The sequence below is a fragment of the Bacillus sp. FSL K6-1338 genome (assembly GCF_038006965.1).
Classification (GTDB): domain Bacteria; phylum Bacillota; class Bacilli; order Bacillales; family Bacillaceae_G; genus Bacillus_A; species Bacillus_A thuringiensis_S.
In genome coordinates this window covers 102,516-128,964 of record NZ_JBBOWI010000001.1, presented here as the reverse complement: position 1 = coordinate 128,964, position 26,449 = coordinate 102,516, and the positions used below count along the sequence as shown (strand labels likewise).

Here is a 26,449-nt window from a genome sequence, read left to right as displayed (position 1 = left end):
TACAATCCCATTATTTTTTACGACGACGAACGATAAATTTGTCAGACGCTTTGTTTTTCTTACGAGTCTTGAATCCAAGAGTTGGTTTACCCCATGGAGACATTGGAGACTTACGTCCGATTGGAGAACGACCTTCACCACCACCGTGTGGGTGATCAACCGGGTTCATTACAGAACCACGAACTGTTGGGCGTTTACCTAACCAGCGAGAGCGACCTGCTTTACCGATTTTGATAAGTTCATGTTGTTCGTTACCTACTTGACCGATTGAAGCGCGACAAGCAGATAATACAAGACGTACTTCACCAGAAGTTAAACGTACAAGTACGTATTTACCTTCTTTACCAAGTACTTGAGCAGATGTACCAGCAGAACGAACTAATTGTCCGCCACGACCAGGCTTAAGCTCGATGTTATGAACAACAGTACCTACTGGAATGTTGATTAATGGTAATGCGTTACCGATTTTGATGTCAGCTTCTGGGCCAGACATAACTTCCATACCTACTTCTAATGATTTAGGAGCAAGAATGTAACGTTTTTCACCGTCAACGTAGTTAATTAATGCGATATTCGCAGAGCGGTTTGGATCGTATTCGATCGTAGCAACGCGTCCTGGAATTCCATCTTTGTTACGCTTAAAGTCGATGATACGGTATTGACGCTTATGTCCGCCACCTTGATGACGTACAGTAATTTTACCTTGGTTATTACGACCAGCCTTCTTGCTTAAAGGAGCAAGTAAAGACTTTTCGGGTCTGTCAGTCGTGATTTCAGCGAAATCATTCGTAGTCATATTACGACGACCGTTAGTAGTTGGATTATACTTTTTAATTCCCATCTCAATTTCCCTCCTTCTTTAGTAAGAATTAAACGCCTTGGAAGATTTCGATTTCTTTGCTGTCAGCAGTTAGCTTAACGATTGCTTTACGACGACGGCTAGTAAAACCAGCGTGACGACCAACGCGTTTTGCTTTCGGCTTGTAGTTCATGATGTTCACTTTTTCTACTTTAACACCAAAGATCGCTTCAAGAGCATCTTTAACTTCTGTTTTATTAGATTTAACGTCCACATCGAACGTGTATTTTTTTTCAGCCATCATTTCCATAGAACGTTCAGTGATAACTGGGCGCTTAATGATATCACGAGGATCTCTCATTATGCAAGCACCTCCTCTACTTTTTCCACTGCCGCTTTTGTCATGATTAGCTTATCATGATGAAGCACGTCTAAAACGTTTACGCCATCAGCAGTGATTACTGTTACTCCAGGGATATTGCGAGCAGATAACTCTACAGATTCGTTTGCATCAGCAGTTACGATAAGAGCTTTCTTCTCAACAGTTAATCCTTTAAGTACTGCTAGCATGTCTTTTGTTTTTGGTGCATTTAATACTAGGTCTTCAAGAACTACAATGTTGTTCTCAACTACTTTAGTAGCTAATGCAGATTTAATTGCTAAACGACGAACCTTCTTAGGAAGTTTGTACGCATAGCTTCTTGGTGTAGGTCCGAATACCGTACCACCACCACGCCATTGAGGAGAACGGATAGACCCTTGACGAGCACGTCCAGTTCCTTTTTGACGCCATGGTTTACGACCACCACCGCGAACTTCAGAACGAGTTTTTACTTTGTGTGTACCTTGACGTAAAGATGCACGTTGCATCATTACAGCTTCGAAAAGTACAGCTTCATTTGGTTCGATACCGAAAATAGCTTCAGCTAATTCGATTTCACCAACCTGTGAACCAGTTTGGTTATATACAGTAACTTTTGGCATTGGAATTCCTCCTTCCTATTGTGAATTATTTGCTAACCTTCACAGCGCCTTGAACAACTACAAGAGATTTCTTAGCACCTGGAACGTTACCTTTTACTAGTAATAAGTTGCGCTCAGTGTCAACTTGAACGATTTCTAAGTTTTGGATAGTAACTTGGTCTCCACCCATACGTCCAGCAAGTTTTTTGCCTTTGAATACACGGTTCGGAGCAACTGGGCCCATTGAACCTGGACGACGGTGATAGCGAGAACCATGAGACATAGGTCCGCGAGATTGTCCGTGGCGTTTGATAACACCTTGGAAACCTTTACCTTTAGAAATTCCTGTTACGTCAACGATTTCACCTGCAGCGAAAACTTCAACTTTTACCTCTTGACCAACCTCTAATCCGTCCACGTCTGCATCGCGGATTTCGCGAATGAAGCGCTTAGGAGTTGTAGATGCTTTAGCAGTGTGGCCTTGTTCAGGTTTGTTAGTTAACTTTTCACGTTTATCTTCAAATCCTAACTGGATTGCATTGTAGCCATCAGTTTCAGTTGTTTTCTTTTGAAGAACAACGTTTGGATTAGCAGCGATAACTGTTACTGGGATTAACTCACCGTTCTCAGCAAATACTTGAGTCATACCGATCTTTCTTCCTAAGATTCCTTTGGTCATGAGTTACACCTCCTACATTTTTAAGTTATATAATTTATAGTTTAATTTCGATATCTACACCAGACGGTAAGTCTAAACGCATTAATGAATCTACTGTTTGTGGAGTAGGACTCACGATATCGATTAAACGTTTGTGTGTGCGCATTTCGAATTGCTCACGAGAATCTTTGTACTTATGAACAGCACGAAGAATTGTGTAAATAGTCTTCTCAGTTGGTAATGGGATCGGACCAGAAACTGTTGCCCCAGAACGCTTAGCTGTTTCTACAATTTTCTCAGCTGATTGATCAAGAATACGGTGATCATAAGCTTTTAAACGGATACGAATTTTTTCTTTTGCCATTATTTTCCCTCCTTCGTTCGCCTATTTCTAAAATAGACCTTCTCCATGGAAATTTCCCCACACCATGCCATGGCAAAGCGGCCGGGTGTGTCAGCAACCTTCCACTTCATCGCAGTCAAAGACCAACATTGTCTATTATACAATGTTATTAGTCTAGATGCAAGCATCTTTTTGTTTGCATCTGCTTTTCTCTACTTTTGCTATTATACATGGCACTTTAAAGAATTTCAAGTTTTCATCTACTAGAATTCATTTTACAGTTTTTGGGTTTCGTTTTAATGTTTTTATATACTATAGAAGAAACTCGTCAAAACATAAAGATATCATCCAATTCATTATATAAACACAAACAAAACCCCCCAAGGGAAATCCCTTGGGGGGTTTTATATCAGTTAAGATTACTCAACGATAGTAGCAACTACACCGTAACCTACTGTACGTCCACCTTCACGAATAGAGAATTTAGTTCCCTCTTCGATAGCGATTGGAGCGATAAGTTCGATAGTCATTTCGATGTTGTCACCAGGCATTACCATTTCAGTACCTTCTGGTAATTGGATGATACCAGTTACGTCAGTTGTACGGAAGTAGAACTGAGGACGGTAGTTAGCGAAGAATGGAGTGTGACGTCCACCTTCTTCTTTAGATAATACGAAAACTTCAGCTTTGAATTTAGCGTGTGCTTTTACAGAGCCAGTTTTAGCAAGAACTTGTCCACGTTGGATGTCTTCACGAGCAACCCCACGAAGAAGAGCACCGATGTTGTCTCCAGCTTGAGCTTGGTCAAGAAGTTTACGGAACATTTCTACACCAGTTACAGTTGTAGAAGCATTCTCTTCAGCAAGACCGATGATTTCTACTACGTCACCAACTTTAACGATTCCGCGCTCTACACGACCAGTTGCAACTGTACCACGACCTGTGATAGAGAATACATCCTCGATAGGCATTAAGAATGGTTTGTCAGTTTCACGTTCTGGAGTTGGGATGTAAGCATCAACTTCAGTCATTAATTCAATGATTTTTGCTTCCCAATCAGCTTCTCCTTGAAGAGCTTTAAGAGCAGAACCTTTGATTACAGGAATGTCGTCGCCTGGGAATCCGTATTCAGATAATAGGTCACGAACTTCCATTTCTACTAATTCTAATAATTCTTCGTCGTCAACCATGTCGCATTTGTTTAAGAATACAACGATGTAAGGAACACCTACTTGACGAGAAAGAAGGATGTGCTCACGTGTTTGAGGCATTGGGCCATCAGCAGCAGATACTACTAAGATACCGCCGTCCATTTGAGCAGCACCAGTGATCATGTTTTTAACATAGTCAGCGTGACCTGGGCAGTCAACGTGTGCATAGTGACGAGTTTCAGTTTCGTACTCAACGTGTGCAGTTGAGATTGTGATTCCGCGCTCTCTTTCTTCTGGAGCAGCGTCGATTTGATCGTATCCGCGTGCTTCAGCACCACCAGCTTTTGCAAGAACTGTAGTGATCGCAGCAGTTAATGTAGTTTTACCATGGTCAACGTGGCCGATTGTACCGATGTTAACATGGGGTTTAGAACGTTCGAATTTAGCTTTAGCCATTCTAAATTCCTCCTTAGTTTATATAGGTTATTTTATATTTAGACTAGAAAGCGAAACTTACGTCCCACTTTCTAAGCTTACATAAGTAGTTATACTCGAACAATTGATAAAAATCAATTATTCGCCTTTATTTTTTTTAATAATTTCTTCTGAAACAGACTTCGGTACTTCTTCATAATGATCAAATGTCATTGAGAATGTTCCGCGTCCTTGAGTGTTAGAACGTAATGCTGTCGCATAACCGAACATTTCAGAAAGCGGAACCATAGCGCGAACAACTTGTGCGTTACCGCGAGCTTCCATACCTTCTACACGTCCACGACGAGATGTTACGTCACCCATGATGTCTCCCATGTATTCTTCAGGGATTACAACTTCAACTTTCATCATTGGCTCAAGAATTACTGGGTTACATTTAGAAACCGCAGCTTTAAGTGCCATAGATGCAGCGATTTTGAACGCCATCTCAGATGAATCGACATCATGGTAAGAACCGTCAACTAATGCTGCTTTAATGTCAACTAGTGGGTAACCAGCTAGTACACCATTTTTAAGTGAGTCTTCAAGACCCGCTCCAACAGCTGGGATGTATTCACGTGGAACTACACCGCCGACGATTTTGTTTTCGAATTCAAATCCTTTACCTTCTTCGTTAGGTGCAAACTCAATCCAAACGTGACCGAATTGTCCACGTCCACCAGATTGACGAGCAAACTTACCTTCAACTTTCGCAGCAGCGCGGAAAGTTTCACGGTATGCTACCTGAGGAGCACCAACGTTTGCTTCGACTTTGAATTCACGGCGCATACGGTCAACGATGATATCAAGGTGAAGTTCACCCATACCAGCGATGATAGTTTGGCCAGTTTCTTGGTCAGTGTGAGCACGGAATGTTGGATCTTCTTCAGAAAGCTTAGATAATGCTGTACCCATTTTATCTTGGTCAGCTTTAGATTTTGGTTCGATAGCTACAGAGATAACTGGCTCTGGGAATTCCATAGACTCAAGGATAACAAGACTCTTCTCGTCACAAAGAGTATCACCAGTAGTAGTATCTTTTAAACCTACAGCAGCAGCGATATCACCAGCGTAAACTGTTGAAATCTCTTCACGGCTGTTAGCGTGCATTTGTAGGATACGTCCTACACGCTCACGCTTACCTTTAGTTGAGTTTTTCACGTATGATCCAGAGTTTAACACACCAGAGTACACACGGAAGAACGTTAACTTACCAACATAAGGGTCAGTCATGATTTTGAATGCTAGAGCTGCGAATGGTTCTTCATCGCTAGACTTACGTTCTACTTCTTCATCTGTATCCGGAAGAGTACCTTTAATAGCAGGTACATCTAATGGAGATGGTAGGTAGTCGATAACTGCGTCTAACAGGATTTGAACACCTTTGTTTTTGAATGCAGAACCACAGATTACTGGGAAGAATTCTACAGAAGTTGTAGCCTTACGGATACCAGCTTTAAGCTCTTCTACAGTGATTTCTTCACCTTCTAGGTACTTCATCATCATTTCTTCATCAAGCTCAGCTACCGCTTCAATAAGCTTTCCACGGTATTCTTCAGCTAGTTCTTTGTGCTCTTCAGGAATTTCGACACGCTCGATGTCTGTTCCTAAATCGTTACCGTACATGTAAGCACACTCTTCAACAAGATCAATGATACCATTGAACTCATCTTCAGCACCGATTGGTAACTGAATTGGATGTGCGTTTGCTTGTAAACGATCGTGGATTGTTCCTACAGAGTATAAGAAATCTGCACCGATCTTATCCATTTTGTTAACGAATACGATACGAGGTACACCGTAAGTAGTAGCCTGACGCCAAACAGTTTCTGTTTGTGGTTCTACACCAGATTGTGCATCAAGTACTGCTACCGCACCATCAAGTACGCGTAAAGAACGTTCTACTTCTACTGTGAAGTCTACGTGTCCTGGAGTATCAATGATGTTTACACGGTGACCTTTCCATTGAGCTGTAGTTGCAGCAGAAGTAATTGTGATACCACGCTCTTGCTCTTGCTCCATCCAGTCCATCTGAGATGCACCTTCATGAGTTTCACCGATTTTATGAATACGTCCTGTGTAATACAGAATACGCTCAGTTGCTGTTGTTTTACCAGCATCGATGTGAGCCATGATACCAATATTACGAGTGTTTTCTAAAGAGAACTCTCTTGTCATTTGGTGTCTTGCTCCTTCCATATATGGATTGGATTTTTTATTTTAAGTAGCAAAAAAGCCACTTTATATTGTTACATATGCCAGTGTCCAGTACCCTCATTATGTAAAACGAGCGCCCAACGAAAGGGAGAGGCATTCTCCCTCTCCACACTTCCATAAGCGACAAATAAAGCGGTTTATGCTTACATTTATTTTACGTTGAATCCTACCAACGGTAATGAGCAAATGCTTTGTTAGCTTCTGCCATTTTATGAGTGTCTTCACGTTTCTTAACAGATGCACCAGCGTTGTTAGCTGCATCTAAGATTTCGTAAGCTAGACGCTCTTCCATAGTTTTTTCACCACGAAGACGAGCATAGTTTACTAACCAGCGAAGACCTAAAGTTGTACGGCGTTCTGGACGAACCTCAACTGGAACTTGGTAGTTAGCACCACCAACACGACGAGCGCGTACTTCAAGAACAGGCATGATGTTCTTAAGAGCTTGCTCGAATACTTCCATTGGTTCTTTATCTGAACGTTCACGAACGATATCGAAAGCGTTATAAAGAATTGTTTGAGATTTACCTTTTTTACCGTCAACCATCATTTTGTTGATAAGGCGTGTTACTAGCTTAGAATTGTACATTGGATCTGGTAACACGTCACGTTTCGCAACAGGTCCTTTACGAGGCATATTGAGTTCCTCCTTTCATTATAAGTTTATTATTTTTTAGCAGGTTTTGGTCGCTTAGTACCATATTTAGAACGTCCTTGCATACGTTTGTCAACACCAGCTGTATCAAGCGCTCCACGAACGATGTGGTAACGTACCCCTGGTAAATCCTTTACTCGACCACCGCGAATTAATACTACGCTATGCTCTTGTAAGTTATGACCGATACCTGGGATGTAAGCTGTAACTTCAATCCCGTTTGTTAAACGTACACGAGCGTATTTACGTAACGCTGAGTTAGGTTTCTTTGGAGTCATTGTACCAACACGAGTACATACACCACGTTTTTGAGGTGCAGAGATATCAGTTGATTTTTTCTTTAAAGAGTTAAAACCTTTGTTTAACGCAGGTGATTTAGATTTCCATACTTTATCAGTACGACCATTTCTCACTAATTGGTTAATAGTAGGCATTTGATTATCCTCCCTTCGCATGTTTGTATGACCACATATCCAGGTGGTTCATTATTAGTTGAAAACAAAGTTTTTGCAAGGAAGAGCAAATGCTCTCTCCTCACAAAAACAGTTTTAACTTATTATTCCTATTGCTGAAGCTCCCACTTGAATCCCCGAAACTTTTCCAAGCTTACGAACTGATTCAACTTTTGTTATGGGTATGTTATGTTGCAAAGCAGTGCGAATGATAACATGGGTTAACCGCACATCAGCATCTTCTGCAATAACAACTTCTTTAACTATACCATTTTTGATTGCTTCCAATGTTCGTTTATGACCAACGACTACATTTTCAGCATTTGACACTTTTTGATAAGACATATAAATATCCTCCAAAGCATCGTTCAGGAGCAACCTTGATTATAGTAACATTTTGACTCATACAATGTCAACTAGGATTAGCTGTTTTTATACAAAATTTACGACGGAAAATTTTACTGTTCCACATAAACTTCATCGTTTTCTACATTCATGTTATCTTGTGTTGTTTTTACAAGATCCACTTTACGATAACGATTCATACCTGTTCCAGCAGGAACAAGCTTACCGATAATAACATTCTCTTTCAATCCTAGAAGCTCATCGCGTTTACCTTTAATTGCTGCATCCGTTAAAACACGAGTTGTTTCTTGGAACGAAGCTGCAGATAAGAACGAATCTGTTTCAAGTGAAGCTTTTGTAATACCAAGTAGAACAGGTCTAGCTGTCGCTGGTTGTTTACCTTTCAGTAACACCTTCGCATTCGCATCAGTAAACTGATGGATATCTAGTAATGTTCCTGGTAATACATCTGTTTCACCTGCATCACTTACACGAACTTTACGTAGCATTTGGCGTACCATTACTTCTACGTGTTTGTCACCAATTTCTACCCCTTGCATACGGTATACTTTTTGAACTTCACGTAATAAGTATTCTTGCACTGCTGTAATGTCCGTTACTTTTAGTAATTCTTTCGGATCAATAGAACCTTCTGTTAACTCTTTACCGTGGCTAATTGGCTGTCCTGGAGTTACTTTCAGACGAGCACCGTAAGGAATAGCATACGTACGAGCTTCAACTTCACCCTGTACAACTACTTCTTGGCGATCTTTAACATCGTTGATCGCTGCGATAACACCGTCGATTTCACTGATAACTGCCTGACCTTTCGGATTACGAGCTTCGAAGATCTCTTGGATACGAGGTAAACCTTGAGTGATATCATCTCCGGCAACCCCACCTGTATGGAATGTACGCATCGTTAACTGTGTACCTGGCTCACCGATAGATTGAGCTGCGATAATACCTACCGCTTCTCCTACTTCTACGTCTGTACCAGTTGCTAAGTTACGACCGTAACACTTCTTACATACACCGTGGCGAGTGTTACACGTGAACGCTGAACGAATGTTTACAGTTTCAACACCCGAATTTTCAACGATATGAGCGATATCTTCAGTAATTAATTGGTTTTCACTAACTAATACTTCACCTGTTTCAGGATGTTTTACAGTTTTTCTTGCAAAACGTCCAACAAGACGATCATATAATGACTCAATTACTTCATTACCCTCTTTAATCGCACCAATTAATAGACCACGATCTGTTCCACAATCATCTTCACGGACAATTACATCTTGTGCAACGTCTACAAGACGACGCGTTAAGTAACCAGAATCGGCAGTTTTAAGTGCTGTATCGGCAAGACCTTTACGCGCACCATGCGTAGAGATGAAGTACTCAAGTACTGTTAAACCTTCACGGAAACTTGATTTAATTGGAAGTTCGATAATACGACCAGATGGATTGGCCATCAGACCACGCATACCAGCAAGCTGAGTAAAGTTCGATGCGTTACCACGGGCACCGGAATCACTCATCATGAAGATTGGGTTGCGTTTATTCAAGGATTTCATCAGTTTTCCTTGGATAACATCTTTTGCATTACTCCAAATAGAGATAACGCGATCGTAACGTTCTTCTTCCGTGATTAAACCGCGACGGAATTGTTTAATTACATTATCTACTTTTGCTTGTGCTTCATGGAGAATTTCATCTTTTTCACCTAATACAAGAATGTCAGATACCCCAACTGTAATACCAGCCTTTGTAGAGTACTTAAATCCTAAGTTTTTCATACGGTCAAGCATGCGAGATGTTTCCGTAATTTGGAAACGTTTGAATACTTCCGCAATGATGTTACCAAGGATCTTCTTGCTAAATGGTGCCACTTCTTCGCGACTAGCAATAATTTCTTTAATGTTCGCACCTTTTTCAACGAAATATTCCGCTGGTGTTTCTTTTTCAAGGTTTGAGTTTGTCGGTTCATTAATATAAGGGAACGACTCTGGTAAGATTTCGTTAAATATTAATTTACCAACTGTTGTTAATAGAAGCTTACCCTTTTGCTCTTCAGTAAACGTTACGTTATTTACTGAACTTGCAGCAACTGCAACACGTGTGTGCAGATGTACATATCCATTTTGGTATGCAAGTATTGCTTCGTTTGCATCTTTGAAGACCATACCTTCACCGATTGCGCCTTCACGCTCAAGTGTTAAGTAGTAGTTACCTAATACCATATCCTGAGATGGAGTAACAACTGGTTTTCCGTCTTTTGGATTCAAGATGTTTTGTGCCGCTAACATAAGAATACGAGCTTCTGCTTGTGCCTCTGATGATAACGGAACGTGAACCGCCATTTGGTCACCGTCAAAGTCCGCGTTGTATGCAGTACATACAAGTGGATGAAGACGAATTGCGCGACCTTCTACTAATGTAGGTTCAAACGCCTGGATACCAAGACGGTGAAGTGTTGGTGCGCGGTTTAGAAGTACTGGATGCTCTTTAATCACAGATTCTAAAACGTCCCAAACTTCAGGGTGTACACGCTCAATTTTACGTTTCGCACTCTTAATATTGTGTGCTAAGCCTTTTCCAACTAACTCTTTCATAACGAAAGGTTTGAACAGTTCAAGCGCCATTTCTTTCGGTAATCCACACTGGTACATCTTTAAGTTCGGTCCTACAACGATTACAGAACGGCCAGAGTAGTCAACACGTTTACCTAATAAGTTTTGACGGAAACGTCCTTGTTTACCTTTAAGCATGTGAGATAGTGATTTTAATGGGCGGTTACCTGGTCCAGTAACCGGACGGCCACGACGGCCATTATCGATTAATGCGTCTACAGCTTCTTGTAACATACGTTTTTCGTTTTGAACGATGATGCTTGGAGCACCTAGGTCCAATAGACGTTTTAAACGGTTGTTACGGTTAATTACACGACGATATAAGTCGTTTAAGTCAGAAGTAGCAAAACGTCCACCATCTAACTGTACCATTGGGCGTAGTTCTGGTGGGATTACTGGTAGAACATCTAAGATCATCCAAGATGGTTCATTTCCAGAGTTGCGGAATGCTTCTAATACTTCTAGACGTTTAATAGCACGAGTACGGCGTTGTCCTTGTGCTGTTTTTAATTCTTCTTTTAAGAAGTCTACTTCTTTATCTAAATCGATGTCTTGTAGTAGCTTTTTAATCGCTTCTGCACCCATAGCAGCTTGGAATGTGCTACCATATCGATCACGATATGCACGGTATTCTTTTTCAGAAAGTAATTGCTTCTTATCAAGTGGTGTATCTCCACTTTCTGTTACAACATAAGAAGCGAAATAAATTACTTCTTCAAGCGCGCGAGGGGACATGTCTAAGACAAGTCCCATGCGGCTCGGGATACCTTTGAAATACCAAATATGAGATACAGGAGCAGCTAATTCAATATGACCCATACGTTCACGACGTACTTTTGCACGCGTTACTTCAACGCCACATCGATCACAAACTACACCTTTATAACGTACACGTTTGTATTTTCCGCAATGACATTCCCAGTCCTTTTGTGGTCCGAAAATACGCTCACAGAACAAGCCATCTTTTTCAGGCTTTAACGTACGATAGTTAATAGTTTCTGGTTTCTTAACTTCACCGTATGACCAAGAACGAATCTTGTCAGGTGAAGCAAGTCCAATCTTCATATATTCAAAGTTATTTACATCTATCAAGGGGCCTACCTCCCTTTTAGTCTACAGGTTATCCCAATTATTCCTTAGTTGTCTCAACTTCAACATTCAATTTATCTGCTGATTGATGATCATCATCATCTTCTGTATCACGCATTTCAATTTCTGTATCGTCGCTAGACATCATTTTAACGTCCATACCTAAACTTTGCAGCTCTTTAATCAATACTTTGAATGATTCAGGAACGCCTGGTTCTGGAACATTTTCGCCTTTAACAATTGCTTCATAAGTCTTAACACGTCCAACAACATCATCAGACTTCACTGTTAAGATTTCTTGAAGAGTATAAGCAGCACCGTAAGCTTCAAGTGCCCAAACCTCCATCTCACCGAAACGCTGTCCACCGAACTGAGCTTTACCTCCAAGAGGTTGCTGCGTTACAAGTGAGTATGGTCCAGTAGAACGAGCATGAAGTTTATCGTCAACCATGTGCGCAAGTTTGATCATATACATGACACCAACAGATACGCGGTTATCGAATGGTTCACCAGTACGTCCGTCATACAGGATTGTTTTCGCGTCATTTGCCATACCAGCTTCTTCAATTGTGCCCCAAACATCTTCCTCACGAGCACCATCGAATACTGGTGTTGCAATGTGAATGCCCAGGTATCTTGCTGCCATACCAAGATGAAGCTCTAATACCTGACCGATATTCATACGAGATGGTACCCCTAATGGGTTTAACATAATATCGATTGGCGTACCGTCTGGTAAGTAAGGCATATCTTCTTCTGGTAAAATACGAGAAATAACACCTTTGTTACCGTGACGTCCGGCCATCTTGTCACCTTCAGAAATTTTACGTTTTTGAACGATATATGCACGTACAAGTTGATTCACACCTGGTGGCAATTCATCGCCATCTTCACGGTTGAATACTTTTACGTCTAAGATAATACCGCCACCACCGTGTGGTACACGTAGTGATGTATCACGTACTTCACGCGCTTTTTCTCCAAAGATAGCATGTAATAGACGTTCTTCAGCTGTTAATTCTGTTACACCTTTAGGTGTTACTTTACCAACAAGTAAATCTCCATCTTTTACTTCAGCACCAACGCGAATGATACCGCGCTCGTCAAGGTTACGTAATGCGTCTTCCCCAACGTTTGGAATGTCACGTGTAATTTCTTCTGGTCCAAGCTTCGTATCACGAGCTTCTGATTCATATTCTTCAATATGAATAGAAGTGTACACATCATCTTTTACAAGGCGCTCACTCATGATAATCGCATCCTCGTAGTTATAACCGTCCCAAGTCATGAAGCCAACAAGTACGTTACGTCCAAGTGCTAGTTCACCTAATTCCATAGAAGGACCATCCGCAAGGATTTCACCTTTTACAACTTCATTTCCAACACTTACGATTGGACGTTGGTTGTAACAAGTTCCTTGGTTAGAACGAATGAATTTTTGCATTTTGTAGCGATCTAAGTCGCCTTTTACTGTTTGACCGTCAACTTCTACATAGCGACGTACCCAAACTTCACGTGCTTCTACGCGCTCAACAACACCAGGATGTTTACAGATTACTGCAGCACCCGAGTCTTTTGCTGATACGTACTCCATACCTGTACCTACAATCGGAGATTCCGGATTCATTAACGGAACCGCCTGACGTTGCATGTTCGCTCCCATAAGTGCGCGGTTAGAGTCATCGTTTTCTAAGAACGGAATACAAGCTGTCGCTGCCGACACTACTTGTTTTGGAGATACATCCATGTAGTCGATGCGTTCTCTATTTGTGACAATATTTTCGCCACGGAAACGAGCTACGATATCTTCACTTAGGAATTCACCTTCATCAGATAATTTCATATTCGCTTGGGCTACAACATAGTTATCTTCTTCATCTGCTGTTAAATAATCAACATGCCCTGTTACAAGACCAGTTTCTGGGTCAACACGACGGTATGGTGTTTCAATGAAACCAAACTCATTTACTTTCGCGAACGAAGATAATGAGTTAATCAAACCAATGTTTGGTCCCTCTGGTGTTTCAATCGGACACATACGACCATAGTGGGAGTAATGAACGTCACGTACTTCAAAGCCTGCGCGCTCACGCGTTAAACCACCAGGTCCTAATGCAGATAGTCTTCGTTTGTGAGTTAACTCTGCTAATGGATTTGTTTGGTCCATGAACTGAGATAACTGAGAACTTCCGAAGAACTCTTTAATAGATGCAATAACAGGACGAATATTAATTAGTGCCTGTGGTGTAATTGCATTTGTATCTTGGATCGACATTCTCTCACGAACAACACGTTCCATACGAGAAAGGCCGATACGGAATTGGTTTTGTAATAGTTCTCCAACAGAACGCAGACGACGGTTTCCTAAATGGTCAATATCATCTGTATCTCCTACTTTGTATAGTAGGTTGAAGAAGTAACTGATAGAAGCAAGGATATCACCTGGTGTGATGTGTTTCACATCACGAGTAATGTTTGCATTACCAATTACATTAATTACGCGTTCGCCTTCCGACTCAGGAGCATAAATCTTAATAGATTGCAGCTCAACATCGCCTTCTACCACTCCACCCATTGGTTTCGCTGTTTTGAATCCAATGTTTTTCTCTAAGTAAGGTAAAATGCGATCAAGTGTACGACGATCTAAGATTGTTCCTTCTGCCGCTAAAATTTCACCAGTTTCTGGATCCACTAATGTTTCAGCTAAACGTTGATTAAACAATCTGTTTTTAATGTGTAACTTCTTGTTGATCTTATAGCGACCTACATTTGCTAAATCGTAGCGCTTTGGATCGAAGAAACGAGACACAAGTAAGCTCTTAGCATTTTCTACTGTTGGTGGTTCACCAGGACGTAGACGCTCATAAATTTCAAGCAATGCTTTTTCTGTGCTATCTGTGTTGTCTTTTTCTAATGTGTTGCTTAAGTATTCGTTATCACCTAAAAGCTCGGTGATTTCTTGATCAGAGCCAAACCCTAATGCGCGTAACAAAACAGTTACAGGAAGTTTACGCGTACGGTCAATACGCACATATACAACATCCTTAGCATCTGTCTCATACTCTAACCAAGCTCCGCGGTTTGGAATTACAGTAGCAGTAAAACCACGTTTTCCGTTTTTATCCACTTTGCCACTATAGTATACGCTTGGAGAGCGAACTAACTGGGAAACGATAACACGTTCTGCACCGTTAATTACGAATGTTCCAGTCTCTGTCATGAGTGGGAAATCTCCCATGAACACATCTTGTTCTTTTACTTCACCAGTTTCCTTGTTGATTAGACGCACTTTTACACGAAGTGGTGCTGCATACGTCACATCACGCTCTTTGCATTCGTCTACAGAGTATTTAGGTTCACCTAAGCTGTAGTCGATAAATTCAAGCGATAGATTTCCCGTAAAGTCTTCAATCGGAGAAATGTCTTGGAACATTTCTCGCAAACCCTCATCAAGAAACCACTGATAAGAAGAGGTTTGAATTTCGATAAGATTTGGTAACTCTAATACTTCACTAATACGGGCATAACTTCTTCGTTGGCGGTGGCGTCCGTATTGAACTAGTTGACCTGTCAACTGCTTCACCCCTCAAATCATGAGTATTATAAATGCACAAAAAAATTTGTGCAAAATCACAAATAAATACAACTACTGCTATTAGCGTAGTCTTTTTCTCTTAAAGATAAATACGTTGAGTCTTTCTACCTGCTCAAAAAAGAAAAATGGCTTCTATAAGAAAACCATCATTCTGTTTCATAATCTGCTGATTTTACTATCTTTTCCAAGAGAAACAAAAATATACATCTTTCTCAACGCAGAAAATCATATATTGGCATTGTATAATGTTAACATAGCCAAAAATAACCGTCAACGTTTTTTTGATTTTATGATATAATATCCTTTTTTCTTTTCTACAACCTCAACTTCAGAAAATACTTCCTCTAGTTTTTTCAGCGCAGATGGTGCACCTTGCTTCTTTTGAATAACAATCCAAAGTTCTCCACCTGGAACTAAATACTCCACAGCTTTTTCTAAAATTTCATGTACGACATCTTTACCCGCACGAATTGGAGGGTTAGATAGAATAGCAGCATACTTGCCATCTACATTTTCATAGACGCTACTTTGAAAAATACGTATATTCTCGATTTTGTTATTAGCGGCGTTTTCTTTCGCAAGTCCAAGCGCCCTTTCATTCACATCCACCATGTGAACTTCACGACCTTGAAACTCTTTCGCTAGCGACAAACCAATAGGACCGTATCCGCAACCTACATCTAATATATTACCTTTAATATCTGGCATTTGAAAAGCTTCAATTAAAAGACGGGAACCAAAGTCCACTTCGTTTTTCGAGAACACCCCATGGTCGGATAAGAAAGTAAATTGAGATCCACGAAGTGCAAATTCCCATCGCTTACGATCACTTTTACTAGAAGGGTCGTTAGAAAAATAATGGTCTGCCATATGGCCACCTCTCTTCTTTACAGTTAAAAAAAAAGCTCGCATGAGAGCGAGCTTTTTTTAAAGCATCAAAAGTTAATTACTTAACTTCTACAGCAGCGCCAACTTCTTCAAGTTTAGCTTTGATTTCTTCAGCTTCTTCTTTAGCAGCAGCTTCTTTGATTACTTTTGGAGTGTTGTCAACTAATTCTTTAGCTTCTTTTAAGCCAAGACCAGTGATTTCACGAACAACTTTGATAACTTTGATTTTTTGTGCACCAGCGCTAGTTAGTTCCACATCAAATTCAGTTTTCTCAGCAGCAGCTTCTCCAGCGCCACCAGCAACAGCTACAGGAGCAGCAGCAGTTACGCCGAATTCTTCCTCGATAGCTTTTACTAAGTCGTTAAGTTCTAATACAGTCATAGATTTAACTGCTTCAATGATTTGTTCTTTAGTCATTGTAAATATCCTCCCTTAAATAGGTTTGTATTGTTTTATCGATAATACGTAATTATCTTTTAAAAAATTAAGCGCCTTGCTCTTCCTTTTGTTCTGCAACTGCTTTAGTAGCAAGTGCAAGGTTACGGATTGGAGCTTGAAGAACGCTAAGAAGCATAGAAAGTAAGCCTTCACGTGATGGAAGAGTAGCGATTGCTTTAACCTCATCAAGTGTTACAAGTTTACCTTCGATTACGCCCGCTTTAATTTCTAAAGCTTCATGATTTTTAGCGAAGTCGTTTAATACTTTCGCAGGAGCAACTACATCCTCGTTACTGAACGCGATTGCGTTTGGTCCTGTTAAGAATTCGTTTAACTCAGCCATTTCAGCAGATTCTGCAGCACGACGAGTTAGAGAGTTTTTGTAAACTTTGAACTCAACGCCAGCTTCACGTAATTGCTTACGTAATTCTGTTGCTTCAGAAACTGTTAAACCACGGTAGTCAACAACGATCGTAGATTTACTAGCACGAAGTTTGTCCGCGATTTCAGTTACAACTTGTTGTTTAGTTTCGATTACTTTGCTCATGTTATTACACCTCCTGTAGATTATATAGAAGATGTACCGAAAGTGCACTAAAAACCTCCATGCCCAACTTGTAGACATGGAGGCATATAGTCACAGAAAAAAATTCCGTTTCGTATATTAACACCTAGGTAGGAAATTAAGTCTATTGACACCTACTGTCTACGGTACACTATTTAAATTCACAACATAAATGATTATATTAAATCTTCTTTATGAAGTCAACTTCCAATTTTTACGCTAATGTAGAAACGTCTACACGTACGCCAGGTCCCATTGTAGAAGCAACTGTTACGTTCTTCATGTAAGTACCTTTTGCAGCAGATGGCTTAACTTTTAATAAAGTATCAGCGATTGTTTTGAAGTTTTCTACTAATTTAGCATCTTCGAAAGATACTTTACCGATTGGAACGTGGATGTTACCAGCTTTATCAACGCGGTATTCAACTTTACCAGCTTTGATTTCGTTAACAGCTTTAGTTACATCGAAAGTAACTGTTCCAGTTTTAGGGTTTGGCATTAAACCTTTAGGTCCTAATACGCGACCAAGTTTACCAACTTCACCCATCATGTCAGGAGTTGCTACTACTACATCGAAATCGAACCAACCTTGTTGGATTTTACCGATGTAATCAGTATCGCCTACGAAGTCAGCTCCAGCAGCTTCAGCTTCTTTAGCTTTTTCACCTTTAGCGAACACTAATACACGTTGTACTTTACCAGTACCGTGCGGAAGAACAACTGCACCACGGATTTGTTGGTCAGCTTTCTTAGGGTCAACACCTAAACGGAATGCAGCTTCTACAGTTGCATCAAATTTAGCTGTGTTTGTTTTCTTTACTAATTCTACTGCTTCTGTTGCAGAGTAAGCAGCTGCACGGTCAACAAGCTTTGCAGCTTCTACGTACTTTTTACCTCTTTTAGCCATTTTTATTTCCTCCTCGAATGTGGTTTTAGCGGAATAACCTCCCACGTTTACGCCTGTTTTCAGGTATAACCTGAGGATGAGCGCCATCCATTTATTTAAAAACGATAATCATTTACGATAATAAAGGTTGCGAATTGGAATTCCAGACCCGCAACCTTTTTTTAAAAACAAATCGAATTAGTCTTCGATAACGATGCCCATACTGCGTGCAGTACCTTCAACCATACGCATTGCAGCTTCTACGCTAGCAGCGTTTAGGTCAGGCATTTTAGTTTCAGCGATTTCGCGTACTTTATCACGCTTAACAGTTGCCACTTTATTACGATTTGGTTCACCAGAACCAGACTCAATACCAGCTACTTTCTTAAGAAGAACAGCAGCAGGAGGAGTTTTAGTAATGAAAGTGAATGAACGGTCCTCAAATACCGTAATTTCAACAGGGATGATAAGACCAGCTTGATCTGCTGTACGAGCGTTAAACTCTTTACAGAAGCCCATGATGTTAACACCTGCTTGTCCTAATGCTGGACCAACTGGTGGAGCTGGGTTAGCTTTACCTGCAGGAATTTGAAGCTTTACCATTTTAATTACCTTTTTAGCCACGAGACACACCTCCTTAAGTCCGTGATGTGGTCAATTGGACAGTGATTTGCCCTCCCACGTCATATTTTATCTGTAAGGATAAAATCTTTCAAAAAACGCCTCCGATAATGAAGACGTACTGACTTAAAAGATATTATCACTTTTTACAATTCATTTCAAGTTTCATTTTATAATTTTTCAATTTGATGGAAGTCAAGTTCAACTGGAGTCTCGCGACCAAACATGTCCACAAGTACACTAACCTTTTTCTTCTCCACATCAATTTCTTCAATAGCACCTGTATAATCTGCGAATGGCCCCTCATTTACACGTACTGTCTCATGAAGTTCAAAGTCGAAATCAACCACTTCGTTGTCCATTCCCATATGTTTCATAATGGTAACAACTTCCTCTTCTAATAGAGGCGATGGCTTAGATCCAGAACCAGAAGAACCAACGAACCCAGTTACACCCGGCGTGTTACGTACAACATACCAAGAATCATCAGTCATGATTAATTCTACTAATACATAACCTGGGAACACTTTTCTTTTCATTAATTTTTCTTTTCCGTTTTTCATTTCTACTTCTACTTCTTCCGGGACAACAACACGGAAAATTTTATCTTGCATACCCATTGATTCTACACGCTTCTCTAGGTTTGCTTTTACTTTATTTTCATATCCAGAATAAGTATGGACAACATACCAACTTTTTTCCATTCATTTAGGACGAGCGTCCTTCCCTCCCTGACGTACATTTTTTTGCGCAAATGAAAAAACCCGTTCACCGGGCTTTTACACAGTTCTTATAAATAACATTATATCATGGATAAGTGCTTCTTATTCAAGAATTAACCAAGAATTAACCGAATTAAAGAAGAAATGCCCATATCAACTACTGCGAAGAAAATCGCAAAGAACACAACTGTAGCAACAACAGTCGCTGTTGAGCGGAGTAATTCATCTTTTTTAGGCCAACTTACTTTTTTCATTTCGCGACCTACATCGCCGAAAAAGTTCGTTAAACGCATCTGCGGGACCTCCAGTGTATTATTTCAATTATTTATTTTGTTTCCTTGTGAACTGTATGCTGATTGCATGTTTTACAAAACTTTTTTATTTCAAGTCGCTCTATTGAGCTCGTATCTTTCATAGTAGAGTAGTTTCGATTTTTACACTCTTCACATGAGAGTACAACTTTTTTCCTCATTAGTTACACCAACCTTGTAACATTATGTCCCTAAAAATGTATCATACAATAAAAGACAATGTCAATGACATGCATTTTGTACGCTCTACAAAAGAAAACAGGTGATTTATTTTACACCTGTTGCACTTGTTATTTGTTATGAATTTAAAGTTGTACTTTCTCGCATTTCCATATATCGTTCCAATTTCCTCTTCACCCGCTGTAAAGCGTTATCAATAGATTTCACATGTCTGTTTAACTGTTCTGAAATCTCTTGATAAGAACGCCCATCTAGATATAAAGAAAGTACTTTTCTTTCTAAATCGCTTAATAATTCTGATATTTTTGATTCTATGTCTGTATATTCTTCTTGGCTAATAATCATCTCTTCAGGATCAGTTACCTTCGCTTCAGAAATAACATCCAATAATGTTCGATCAGATTCCTCATCGTAAATCGGCTTATCTAAAGACACATATGAATTTAAGGGAATATGTTTTTGTCTTGTTGCCGTTTTAATAGCGGTAATAATTTGTCGAGTGATACACAGTTCAGCAAATGCTTTGAATGAAGACAGCTTGTCCTCTTTATAATCACGAATTGCTTTAAACAACCCTATCATACCTTCTTGAACAATGTCTTCTCGATCGGCACCCACTAAAAAGTAAGATCTTGATTTCGCGCGAACAAAGTTCTTATACTTGTGAATTAAATATTCTAGAGCGTCAGTATTACCTTTTCGAACTAACTCAACGATTGCCTCATCCTCTAAATCACGAAATGTAACGTCGCCTACACTTACGAAGCCTGCTTCCACCTTGATCCCTCCGACCGCTATTTATTTAGCAATATTATACAGTAAAAAGACAAAGAGCGTCAATGCTTCAACGCTCTCCTCTTCTTAATTTTTCTAATTTTTCTGTAATATCTTTACTAAATATCTTTCGCATGGCGGGTTGCTGTTCTTTCGTGTCTTTTGTACGCCTTCTTACTTGTTGCTCCATTGCCTGTACTTCCAACTCTAATTCACGCGCAGATTTCCGAAGGGCACCTTGCGCAAATATAACCCATTGTTCCGTGTAATCAGAAGTCGCAACATATATTCGTGTATTTATATTTCTAAGCTCTATCGCAAGTTGCTCTATCTTTTCATCTGCAGTTTGATTCTTTCGTGTGAATATTACTTCCACACGAGATTGTTTCATCTTTTTTTCAATACCATGTACTGTATAGGCATCAAAGACTATCATCACTTTTGTGCCTGTATAACCTTGATAATCCGCCATCTTATCAATAAGTGCATCTCTTGATGATTGTAAATCTACATCCCGCAGTTTCTTCAAATCTCCCCAAGCTCCGATAATGTTGTAACCGTCAACGATTAAAATATCGTTCATCTTTTATTTACCAATTTCGTGACGTTTACGATATACCTCATACATTAACAAACTTGCGGCTACGGAAGCATTTAAGGATGTAACTTTACCAACCATCGGTAGAGTGATTAGGAAATCACACTTTTCACCAATAATACGGCTCATACCTTTTCCTTCACTACCAATTACTAACCCAATCGGCATTTTACCATCTAAATTACGATAATCCGTTTTTCCTTTGGCATCTGTACCAGCAATCCAAAGTCCACGTTCTTTTAATTCATCAATTGTACGGGATAAGTTCGTTACGCGTGCAACAGGAATGTATTCAATTGCTCCTGTTGATGCTTTCGCAACTGACGCTGTAAGCCCCACAGCCCTTCTCTTTGGAATAATAATCCCATGAGCTCCTGTCGCATCAGCAGTACGCATAATAGAACCTAAGTTATGCGGATCTTCAATCTCATCTAAAATTAAGAAGAATGGATCTTCATTACGTTTTTCTGCCACTTTGAATAAATCTTCTAACTCCGCATACTGATATGCAGCTACTTGAGCGATTACACCTTGATGATTACCCTCAACTAATTGATCTAACTTTTTCTTTGGTGCATGTTGTAAAATAACCTTATTCTCTTTCGCTAACGCTAGTACAATCTGCACTTGTCCTTTGGCAGCACCTTCTGCGATCCAAATTTTATTAATATCTCTCCCTGATCGTAACGCTTCAATTACAGGGTTACGTCCGATAATATATTCACTACTCATGATGATGTGCCCCCTTCCTTTTCTTCTAAAACTGCAATTGCCTTATATACAATTTCGTCTAATCTTTCACGGTTATTTAATAAATGATGATAACCAATTAGCGCTTCAAAGGCTGTACTATGTCGATATGTTTGTACATCCGTATTTTTCGGAACCGTACCTGAATTTGCATTACGTCCTCTTCTTAATACCGCCTCTTCTTCCTCTGTCAAAAACGACGTCTCTAATAAATGATAAACAACTTTCGCCTGTGCTTTTGCTGAAACAAAGCTCGTCCCTAAGCGATGTAATTGATTAGGGCGAACCTTTCCTTTTTGAAGGAGGTGATAGCGGATATATTGTTCATATACCGCATCACCCATATACGCTAACGCCAAGCTGTTTAATTGCTTTGCATCAATCATCCTTATCCTCTTTTCCATCTTGTACCTTGAGCGGTATCTTCTAAAATAATATTACGTCCTTTTAAATCGTCACGAATTTGATCAGACAATGCGAAATCGCGATTTTTACGAGCCTCAATGCGCTTTTGGATAAGTTCTTCAATTTCTTCATCCAGCAATTCTTCTTGCGTTAATTCTAATCCTAAAATATCAAATAACGTTTCCAATTGTTTTACGTATGCTTCGATCACAACTTTAGATGTATGCTCTTCAAGTAAATATTGATTTGCATGATTGGCTACATTGTATAATTCGGTAATTGCATTCGCAGTGTTAAAGTCATCATTCATTGCCTCTTCAAATGCAGTCTGGAATTTCTCTATTTCAACTAACCATTTCTCATTATGGTCTGTTAAATCCGTACTGCTTTCCATACGATGCTTTAAGTTTCCATAAGCTGTTTTAATTCTTTCCAGCCCATTATTCGTACTTTGTAATAACTCTTCACTAAAGTTAATCGGATGACGATAGTGTACTGATAACATAAAGAATCTAATTAACTGTGGGTCGTATTGCTTAATAATATCGTGAACTAAAATAAAGTTACCAAGCGATTTAGACATCTTCTCATTGTTAATATTAATATATCCATTATGCATCCAGTAACGTGCAAACGTTTTTCCAGTCAATGCTTCCGACTGCGCAATTTCATTTTCATGATGCGGGAACGCCAAGTCTTGACCACCAGCATGAATGTCAATTGTATCCCCTAAGTACTTACGTGCCATTGCTGAGCATTCAATATGCCACCCTGGACGCCCTTGCCCCCAAGGGCTTTCCCAGAAGATTTCTCCTTCTTTCGCAGCTTTCCATAAAGCAAAATCAAGAGGGTCTTGTTTCTTTTCCCCCACCTCAATACGAGCACCGTGACGTAAATCTGCGATTGGTTGATGTGATAATTTACCGTAACCTTCGAATTCCTTCGTTTTAAAGTACACATCTCCCTCTGATTCGTATGCATACCCTTTATTCACAAGTTCTTGAATAAATTCAATAATGATATCCATATTTTCTGTTACACGAGGATGGACTGTTGCGTGTTTGCAACCTAGCGCTGTTACATCTTCAAAGTACGCTTCAACAAAACGATCAGCAATTGTCGGTACATCTTCACCTAATTCATTTGCCGCTTTAATTAATTTATCATCTACGTCCGTAAAGTTCGATACGTATTGCACATCGTACCCTTTATATTCTAGATAGCGACGTACTGTATCGAATACCATAGGAGGTCTTGCATTGCCAATATGAATGTAGTTATAGACTGTAGGTCCGCATACATACATCTTTACCTTATTTTCTTCTAATGGAACAAACTCTTCTTTTTGACGTGTTAACGTATTATAAATGTGAATAGTCATTTTTATCCTTCCTTTCTACCTTTACTTCCAGTTGTTTCTTCAATTTATCAAGTTCTACTTCCATAGCCTTTAATTTATCAAAAATTGGATCCGGAAGGTCAGAGTGATTTAATTCTTGACCAATCTTTACTCCATTTTGAATAACGACTCGGCCAGGTATACCTACAACTGTAGAATGTGCAGGAACTTCTTTTAATACGACAGACCCTGCCCCGATTTTAGAATTCTCTCCCACAGTAATAGAACCAAGGACTTTAGCACCCGTCGCAATTAATACATTATCCTGAATTGTTGGATGCCTCTTGCCTTTTTCTTTTCCTGTACCACCTAATGTAACCCCTTGATAAATTGTTACATTATCACCAATTTCACAAGTTTCTCCAATTACAACTCCCATTCCATGGTCTATGAAAAAGCGTCGACCAATAGTTGCTCCTGGATGAATCTCAATGCCAGTAAAAAAACGACTAACTTGTGAAACAAAACGTGCAAGAAAGAAAAAATCCCTTTTATAAAAAGCATGTGCAATTCGATGAGCCCAAACTGCATGTAATCCAGAGTAAGTTAAAATGACTTCGAAATAACCTCTTGCCGCTGGATCCTGTTCAAAAACGACTTCAATATCTTCCCGAAGCCTCTTAAACATCGATGTTCCCTCCCCTTTATGGGCTGCTTTTTCGAGTGAACTAACTCCCTACTTATCTCCCTAAATCTTTATACACGTAGATAAAATTTATACTCATACCCAGTTTTACGGTATAAAAAAAGACGCCTCTGTCATATTGACAGAGACGCCTTTTAAGCGCGGTTCCACTCTGTTTAGGCTAAAAAAGCCTCAAACTCATCTCTGATAACGGTGTACACCGCTTCTGCTTACTTTAACGCCTTAAGATGTTTCACAAAACATTTTGCTGTTCAGCAGAAGACTCGAAGGGGCATTTCAAAAACCCGCTTATAAACCACTTCCAGCCTAAAGGTGGTTCTCTCTGTAAAAAGCCTGATTTTCTACTTCTCCTTCTCGTCGCTTTTCCTTATTAGGTTTTAAGTATACTTATTATATTTCTAAACCTAGAAAATGTTAACCAATTACTTTTTGAAGACGATTTAAAACTTTTTCTTTTCCAAGAAGTGCAATAGCATTAGGAAGCTCTGGGCCATGTGTTTGACCAGTAGTTGCAACACGGATTGGCATAAATAAGTTTTTACCTTTATGACCTGTTTCCTTTTGAACTGCTTTAATAGCCGCCTTAATTGCTGCTGGTTCCATCGCCTCTAGTGCTTCTACTTGACCAGCAAATGCACGAAGTACTTCTGGTACTTGTTCACCTTTTAATACTTCTTGTCCTTCTTCTTCATGATCAACATGATCTTTGAAGAACATTTCAGAAAGCTCTACAATTTCAGCTCCAAAACTCATTTGTTCATGATATAACGCAATTACATCACGAATCCAAGCTTGCTCTTGTTCACTTAAAGTTTCACCTATACGTCCAGCTTTCACTAGATGCGGTAAGCTTAATTCTACCACCGTATCTAAATCTTGCTTTTTCATATATTGGTTGTTCATCCATTTTAATTTTTGAGAATCAAATAATGCAGGTGATTTTGATAAACGAGCTGCATCGAACATTTTGATAAACTCTTCGTTAGAGAAGATTTCTTCTTCTCCTACCGGCGACCAACCTAGTAGTGCAATAAAGTTAAAGATTGCTTCTGGAAGATATCCAAGCTCTTTATATTGCTCAATAAATTGAATAATAGATTCATCACGCTTACTTAATTTTTTACGGCTTTCATTTACAATTAAAGTCATATGGCCAAATTGCGGGATATCCCAACCGAAAGCTTCATAAATCATCATTTGTTTTGGCGTATTTGAAATATGGTCATCACCACGAAGTACATGTGTAATTTCCATTAAGTGATCATCTACTGCTACCGCAAAGTTATAAGTTGGAATTCCATCTTTTTTCACGATAACGAAATCACCGAAATCATTTGAATGGAATGCTACTTCATCTTTTACGATATCTTTAAATGTGTAATCACGATCAGCTGGTACACGGAAACGAATACTTGGAATACGTCCCTCAGCTTCAAATTCTTTCATTTGTTCTTCAGTTAAATCACGGTGGTTACCTGCATAACGAGGTGTTTCACCACGAGAAATTTGTCCTTCACGCTCTGCTTCTAGCTCTTCTTCTGTCATATAACATTTGTAAGCTAAACCACGCTCTAATAAATCTAGATATAATTTTTTATAAATATCTAAACGCTCTGTTTGACGATATGGTCCAAATTCACCACCAACATCAACACCTTCATCCCAGTCCATACCGAGCCATTTCAAGTATTTTAATTGGCTTTCTTCTCCACCAGCCACGTTACGTTTTACATCAGTATCTTCAATACGAATAATAAACTTGCCATCTAAATGACGAGCAAATAAATAATTAAATAATGCCGTACGCGCATTTCCGATATGTAAGTGTCCTGTTGGACTTGGCGCATAGCGCACTCTCACTTGCTTTTCCATAATTGGTACACCTTCCATT

27 protein-coding genes and 2 other annotated features are annotated in these 26,449 nt (G+C 39.6%); all 27 genes read right to left on the bottom strand.

What is annotated here, in order from left to right; all coding sequences use genetic code 11:
* Window positions 1–10: 10 nt before the first annotated feature.
* The gene (gene rplB / locus NZ044_RS00685; RefSeq protein WP_000511583.1) at window positions 11–841 is read right to left on the bottom strand and encodes a 50S ribosomal protein L2; all 831 of its coding nucleotides are present in this window, start codon (window positions 839–841) and stop codon (window positions 11–13) included.
* 28 nt (window positions 842–869) lie between these two features.
* Complete coding sequence (rplW, locus tag NZ044_RS00680; RefSeq protein WP_001205558.1) at window positions 870–1,160, bottom strand: 50S ribosomal protein L23; 291 nt, start codon at window positions 1,158–1,160, stop codon at window positions 870–872.
* The gene (gene rplD, locus NZ044_RS00675; protein WP_001127258.1) at window positions 1,160–1,783 is read right to left on the bottom strand and encodes a 50S ribosomal protein L4; all 624 of its coding nucleotides are present in this window, start codon (window positions 1,781–1,783) and stop codon (window positions 1,160–1,162) included. Before rplD ends, rplW begins: the two co-directional genes overlap by 1 nt.
* Window positions 1,784–1,808: 25 nt before the next feature.
* On the bottom strand, window positions 1,809–2,441 hold the full coding sequence (rplC, locus tag NZ044_RS00670; protein WP_000160209.1) for a 50S ribosomal protein L3: 633 nt from the start codon (window positions 2,439–2,441) through the stop codon (window positions 1,809–1,811).
* A gap of 34 nt (window positions 2,442–2,475) precedes the next feature.
* The gene (gene rpsJ, locus NZ044_RS00665) at window positions 2,476–2,784 is read right to left on the bottom strand and encodes a 30S ribosomal protein S10 (RefSeq protein ID WP_001040595.1); all 309 of its coding nucleotides are present in this window, start codon (window positions 2,782–2,784) and stop codon (window positions 2,476–2,478) included.
* A 398-nt stretch (window positions 2,785–3,182) separates the two neighbouring features.
* Window positions 3,183–4,370 (bottom strand): elongation factor Tu, encoded by a 1,188-nt coding sequence (gene tuf / locus NZ044_RS00660; RefSeq protein ID WP_001029617.1) that lies wholly within the window; start codon window positions 4,368–4,370, stop codon window positions 3,183–3,185.
* 117 nt (window positions 4,371–4,487) lie between these two features.
* Window positions 4,488–6,566 (bottom strand): elongation factor G, encoded by a 2,079-nt coding sequence (gene fusA, locus NZ044_RS00655; protein ID WP_000196384.1) that lies wholly within the window; start codon window positions 6,564–6,566, stop codon window positions 4,488–4,490.
* Window positions 6,567–6,771: 205 nt separating this feature from the next.
* Window positions 6,772–7,242 carry a 30S ribosomal protein S7 gene (rpsG, locus tag NZ044_RS00650; RefSeq protein ID WP_001137492.1) on the bottom strand — a complete coding sequence of 157 codons (471 nt, stop codon included), beginning with the start codon at window positions 7,240–7,242 and terminating at the stop codon, window positions 6,772–6,774.
* A gap of 29 nt (window positions 7,243–7,271) precedes the next feature.
* Window positions 7,272–7,694: a 30S ribosomal protein S12 gene (rpsL, locus tag NZ044_RS00645; protein WP_001142341.1), complete on the bottom strand. Its 423-nt coding sequence runs from the start codon at window positions 7,692–7,694 to the stop codon at window positions 7,272–7,274.
* 114 nt (window positions 7,695–7,808) lie between these two features.
* Window positions 7,809–8,057, bottom strand: a complete 249-nt coding sequence (locus tag NZ044_RS00640) for a 50S ribosomal protein L7ae-like protein (RefSeq protein ID WP_000121833.1) — start codon at window positions 8,055–8,057, stop codon at window positions 7,809–7,811.
* A 113-nt stretch (window positions 8,058–8,170) separates the two neighbouring features.
* Window positions 8,171–11,782 (bottom strand): DNA-directed RNA polymerase subunit beta', encoded by a 3,612-nt coding sequence (gene rpoC, locus NZ044_RS00635; protein ID WP_000567944.1) that lies wholly within the window; start codon window positions 11,780–11,782, stop codon window positions 8,171–8,173.
* 37 nt (window positions 11,783–11,819) lie between these two features.
* Window positions 11,820–15,353, bottom strand: coding sequence for a DNA-directed RNA polymerase subunit beta (gene rpoB, locus NZ044_RS00630; RefSeq protein WP_000147553.1), 3,534 nt, complete (start codon window positions 15,351–15,353; stop codon window positions 11,820–11,822).
* A gap of 291 nt (window positions 15,354–15,644) precedes the next feature.
* A complete protein-coding gene (locus NZ044_RS00625; RefSeq protein WP_000763259.1) occupies window positions 15,645–16,244 on the bottom strand; it encodes a class I SAM-dependent methyltransferase in 600 nt (199 codons plus the stop codon).
* Window positions 16,245–16,320: 76 nt separating this feature from the next.
* Entirely contained in the window at window positions 16,321–16,680 is a 360-nt protein-coding gene (rplL, locus tag NZ044_RS00620) for a 50S ribosomal protein L7/L12 (RefSeq protein WP_000159736.1), read from the bottom strand.
* A 67-nt stretch (window positions 16,681–16,747) separates the two neighbouring features.
* Window positions 16,748–17,248 carry a 50S ribosomal protein L10 gene (gene rplJ, locus NZ044_RS00615; protein ID WP_000048717.1) on the bottom strand — a complete coding sequence of 167 codons (501 nt, stop codon included), beginning with the start codon at window positions 17,246–17,248 and terminating at the stop codon, window positions 16,748–16,750.
* A 39-nt stretch (window positions 17,249–17,287) separates the two neighbouring features.
* Window positions 17,288–17,431, bottom strand: a sequence feature (ribosomal protein L10 leader region).
* A 49-nt stretch (window positions 17,432–17,480) separates the two neighbouring features.
* Window positions 17,481–18,173 carry a 50S ribosomal protein L1 gene (gene rplA / locus NZ044_RS00610; RefSeq protein ID WP_002084079.1) on the bottom strand — a complete coding sequence of 231 codons (693 nt, stop codon included), beginning with the start codon at window positions 18,171–18,173 and terminating at the stop codon, window positions 17,481–17,483.
* A gap of 177 nt (window positions 18,174–18,350) precedes the next feature.
* The gene (gene rplK / locus NZ044_RS00605) at window positions 18,351–18,776 is read right to left on the bottom strand and encodes a 50S ribosomal protein L11 (protein WP_001085872.1); all 426 of its coding nucleotides are present in this window, start codon (window positions 18,774–18,776) and stop codon (window positions 18,351–18,353) included.
* 167 nt (window positions 18,777–18,943) lie between these two features.
* Complete coding sequence (gene nusG / locus NZ044_RS00600; protein WP_000415794.1) at window positions 18,944–19,477, bottom strand: transcription termination/antitermination protein NusG; 534 nt, start codon at window positions 19,475–19,477, stop codon at window positions 18,944–18,946.
* A gap of 131 nt (window positions 19,478–19,608) precedes the next feature.
* On the bottom strand, window positions 19,609–19,788 hold the full coding sequence (gene secE, locus NZ044_RS00595) for a preprotein translocase subunit SecE (RefSeq protein ID WP_001241323.1): 180 nt from the start codon (window positions 19,786–19,788) through the stop codon (window positions 19,609–19,611).
* A 32-nt stretch (window positions 19,789–19,820) separates the two neighbouring features.
* The gene (rpmG, locus tag NZ044_RS00590; protein ID WP_014481927.1) at window positions 19,821–19,967 is read right to left on the bottom strand and encodes a 50S ribosomal protein L33; all 147 of its coding nucleotides are present in this window, start codon (window positions 19,965–19,967) and stop codon (window positions 19,821–19,823) included.
* A 136-nt stretch (window positions 19,968–20,103) separates the two neighbouring features.
* Window positions 20,104–20,763, bottom strand: coding sequence for an RNA polymerase sporulation sigma factor SigH (locus NZ044_RS00585; protein WP_000387198.1), 660 nt, complete (start codon window positions 20,761–20,763; stop codon window positions 20,104–20,106).
* 67 nt (window positions 20,764–20,830) lie between these two features.
* The gene (locus tag NZ044_RS00580; protein WP_000997887.1) at window positions 20,831–21,343 is read right to left on the bottom strand and encodes an NYN domain-containing protein; all 513 of its coding nucleotides are present in this window, start codon (window positions 21,341–21,343) and stop codon (window positions 20,831–20,833) included.
* A 3-nt stretch (window positions 21,344–21,346) separates the two neighbouring features.
* Complete coding sequence (rlmB, locus tag NZ044_RS00575) at window positions 21,347–22,090, bottom strand: 23S rRNA (guanosine(2251)-2'-O)-methyltransferase RlmB (protein ID WP_000093762.1); 744 nt, start codon at window positions 22,088–22,090, stop codon at window positions 21,347–21,349.
* Entirely contained in the window at window positions 22,087–22,494 is a 408-nt protein-coding gene (locus NZ044_RS00570; RefSeq protein ID WP_000564265.1) for a Mini-ribonuclease 3, read from the bottom strand. Before NZ044_RS00570 ends, rlmB begins: the two co-directional genes overlap by 4 nt.
* A gap of 2 nt (window positions 22,495–22,496) precedes the next feature.
* Window positions 22,497–23,894 (bottom strand): cysteine--tRNA ligase, encoded by a 1,398-nt coding sequence (cysS, locus tag NZ044_RS00565; RefSeq protein WP_000152279.1) that lies wholly within the window; start codon window positions 23,892–23,894, stop codon window positions 22,497–22,499.
* Window positions 23,875–24,540 carry a serine O-acetyltransferase gene (gene cysE, locus NZ044_RS00560; protein ID WP_000476495.1) on the bottom strand — a complete coding sequence of 222 codons (666 nt, stop codon included), beginning with the start codon at window positions 24,538–24,540 and terminating at the stop codon, window positions 23,875–23,877. Before cysE ends, cysS begins: the two co-directional genes overlap by 20 nt.
* A gap of 138 nt (window positions 24,541–24,678) precedes the next feature.
* Window positions 24,679–24,925 (bottom strand) — a binding site (T-box leader).
* A 47-nt stretch (window positions 24,926–24,972) separates the two neighbouring features.
* Window positions 24,973–26,430, bottom strand: a complete 1,458-nt coding sequence (gene gltX / locus NZ044_RS00555; protein ID WP_086402715.1) for a glutamate--tRNA ligase — start codon at window positions 26,428–26,430, stop codon at window positions 24,973–24,975.
* Window positions 26,431–26,449: the final 19 nt, after the last annotated feature.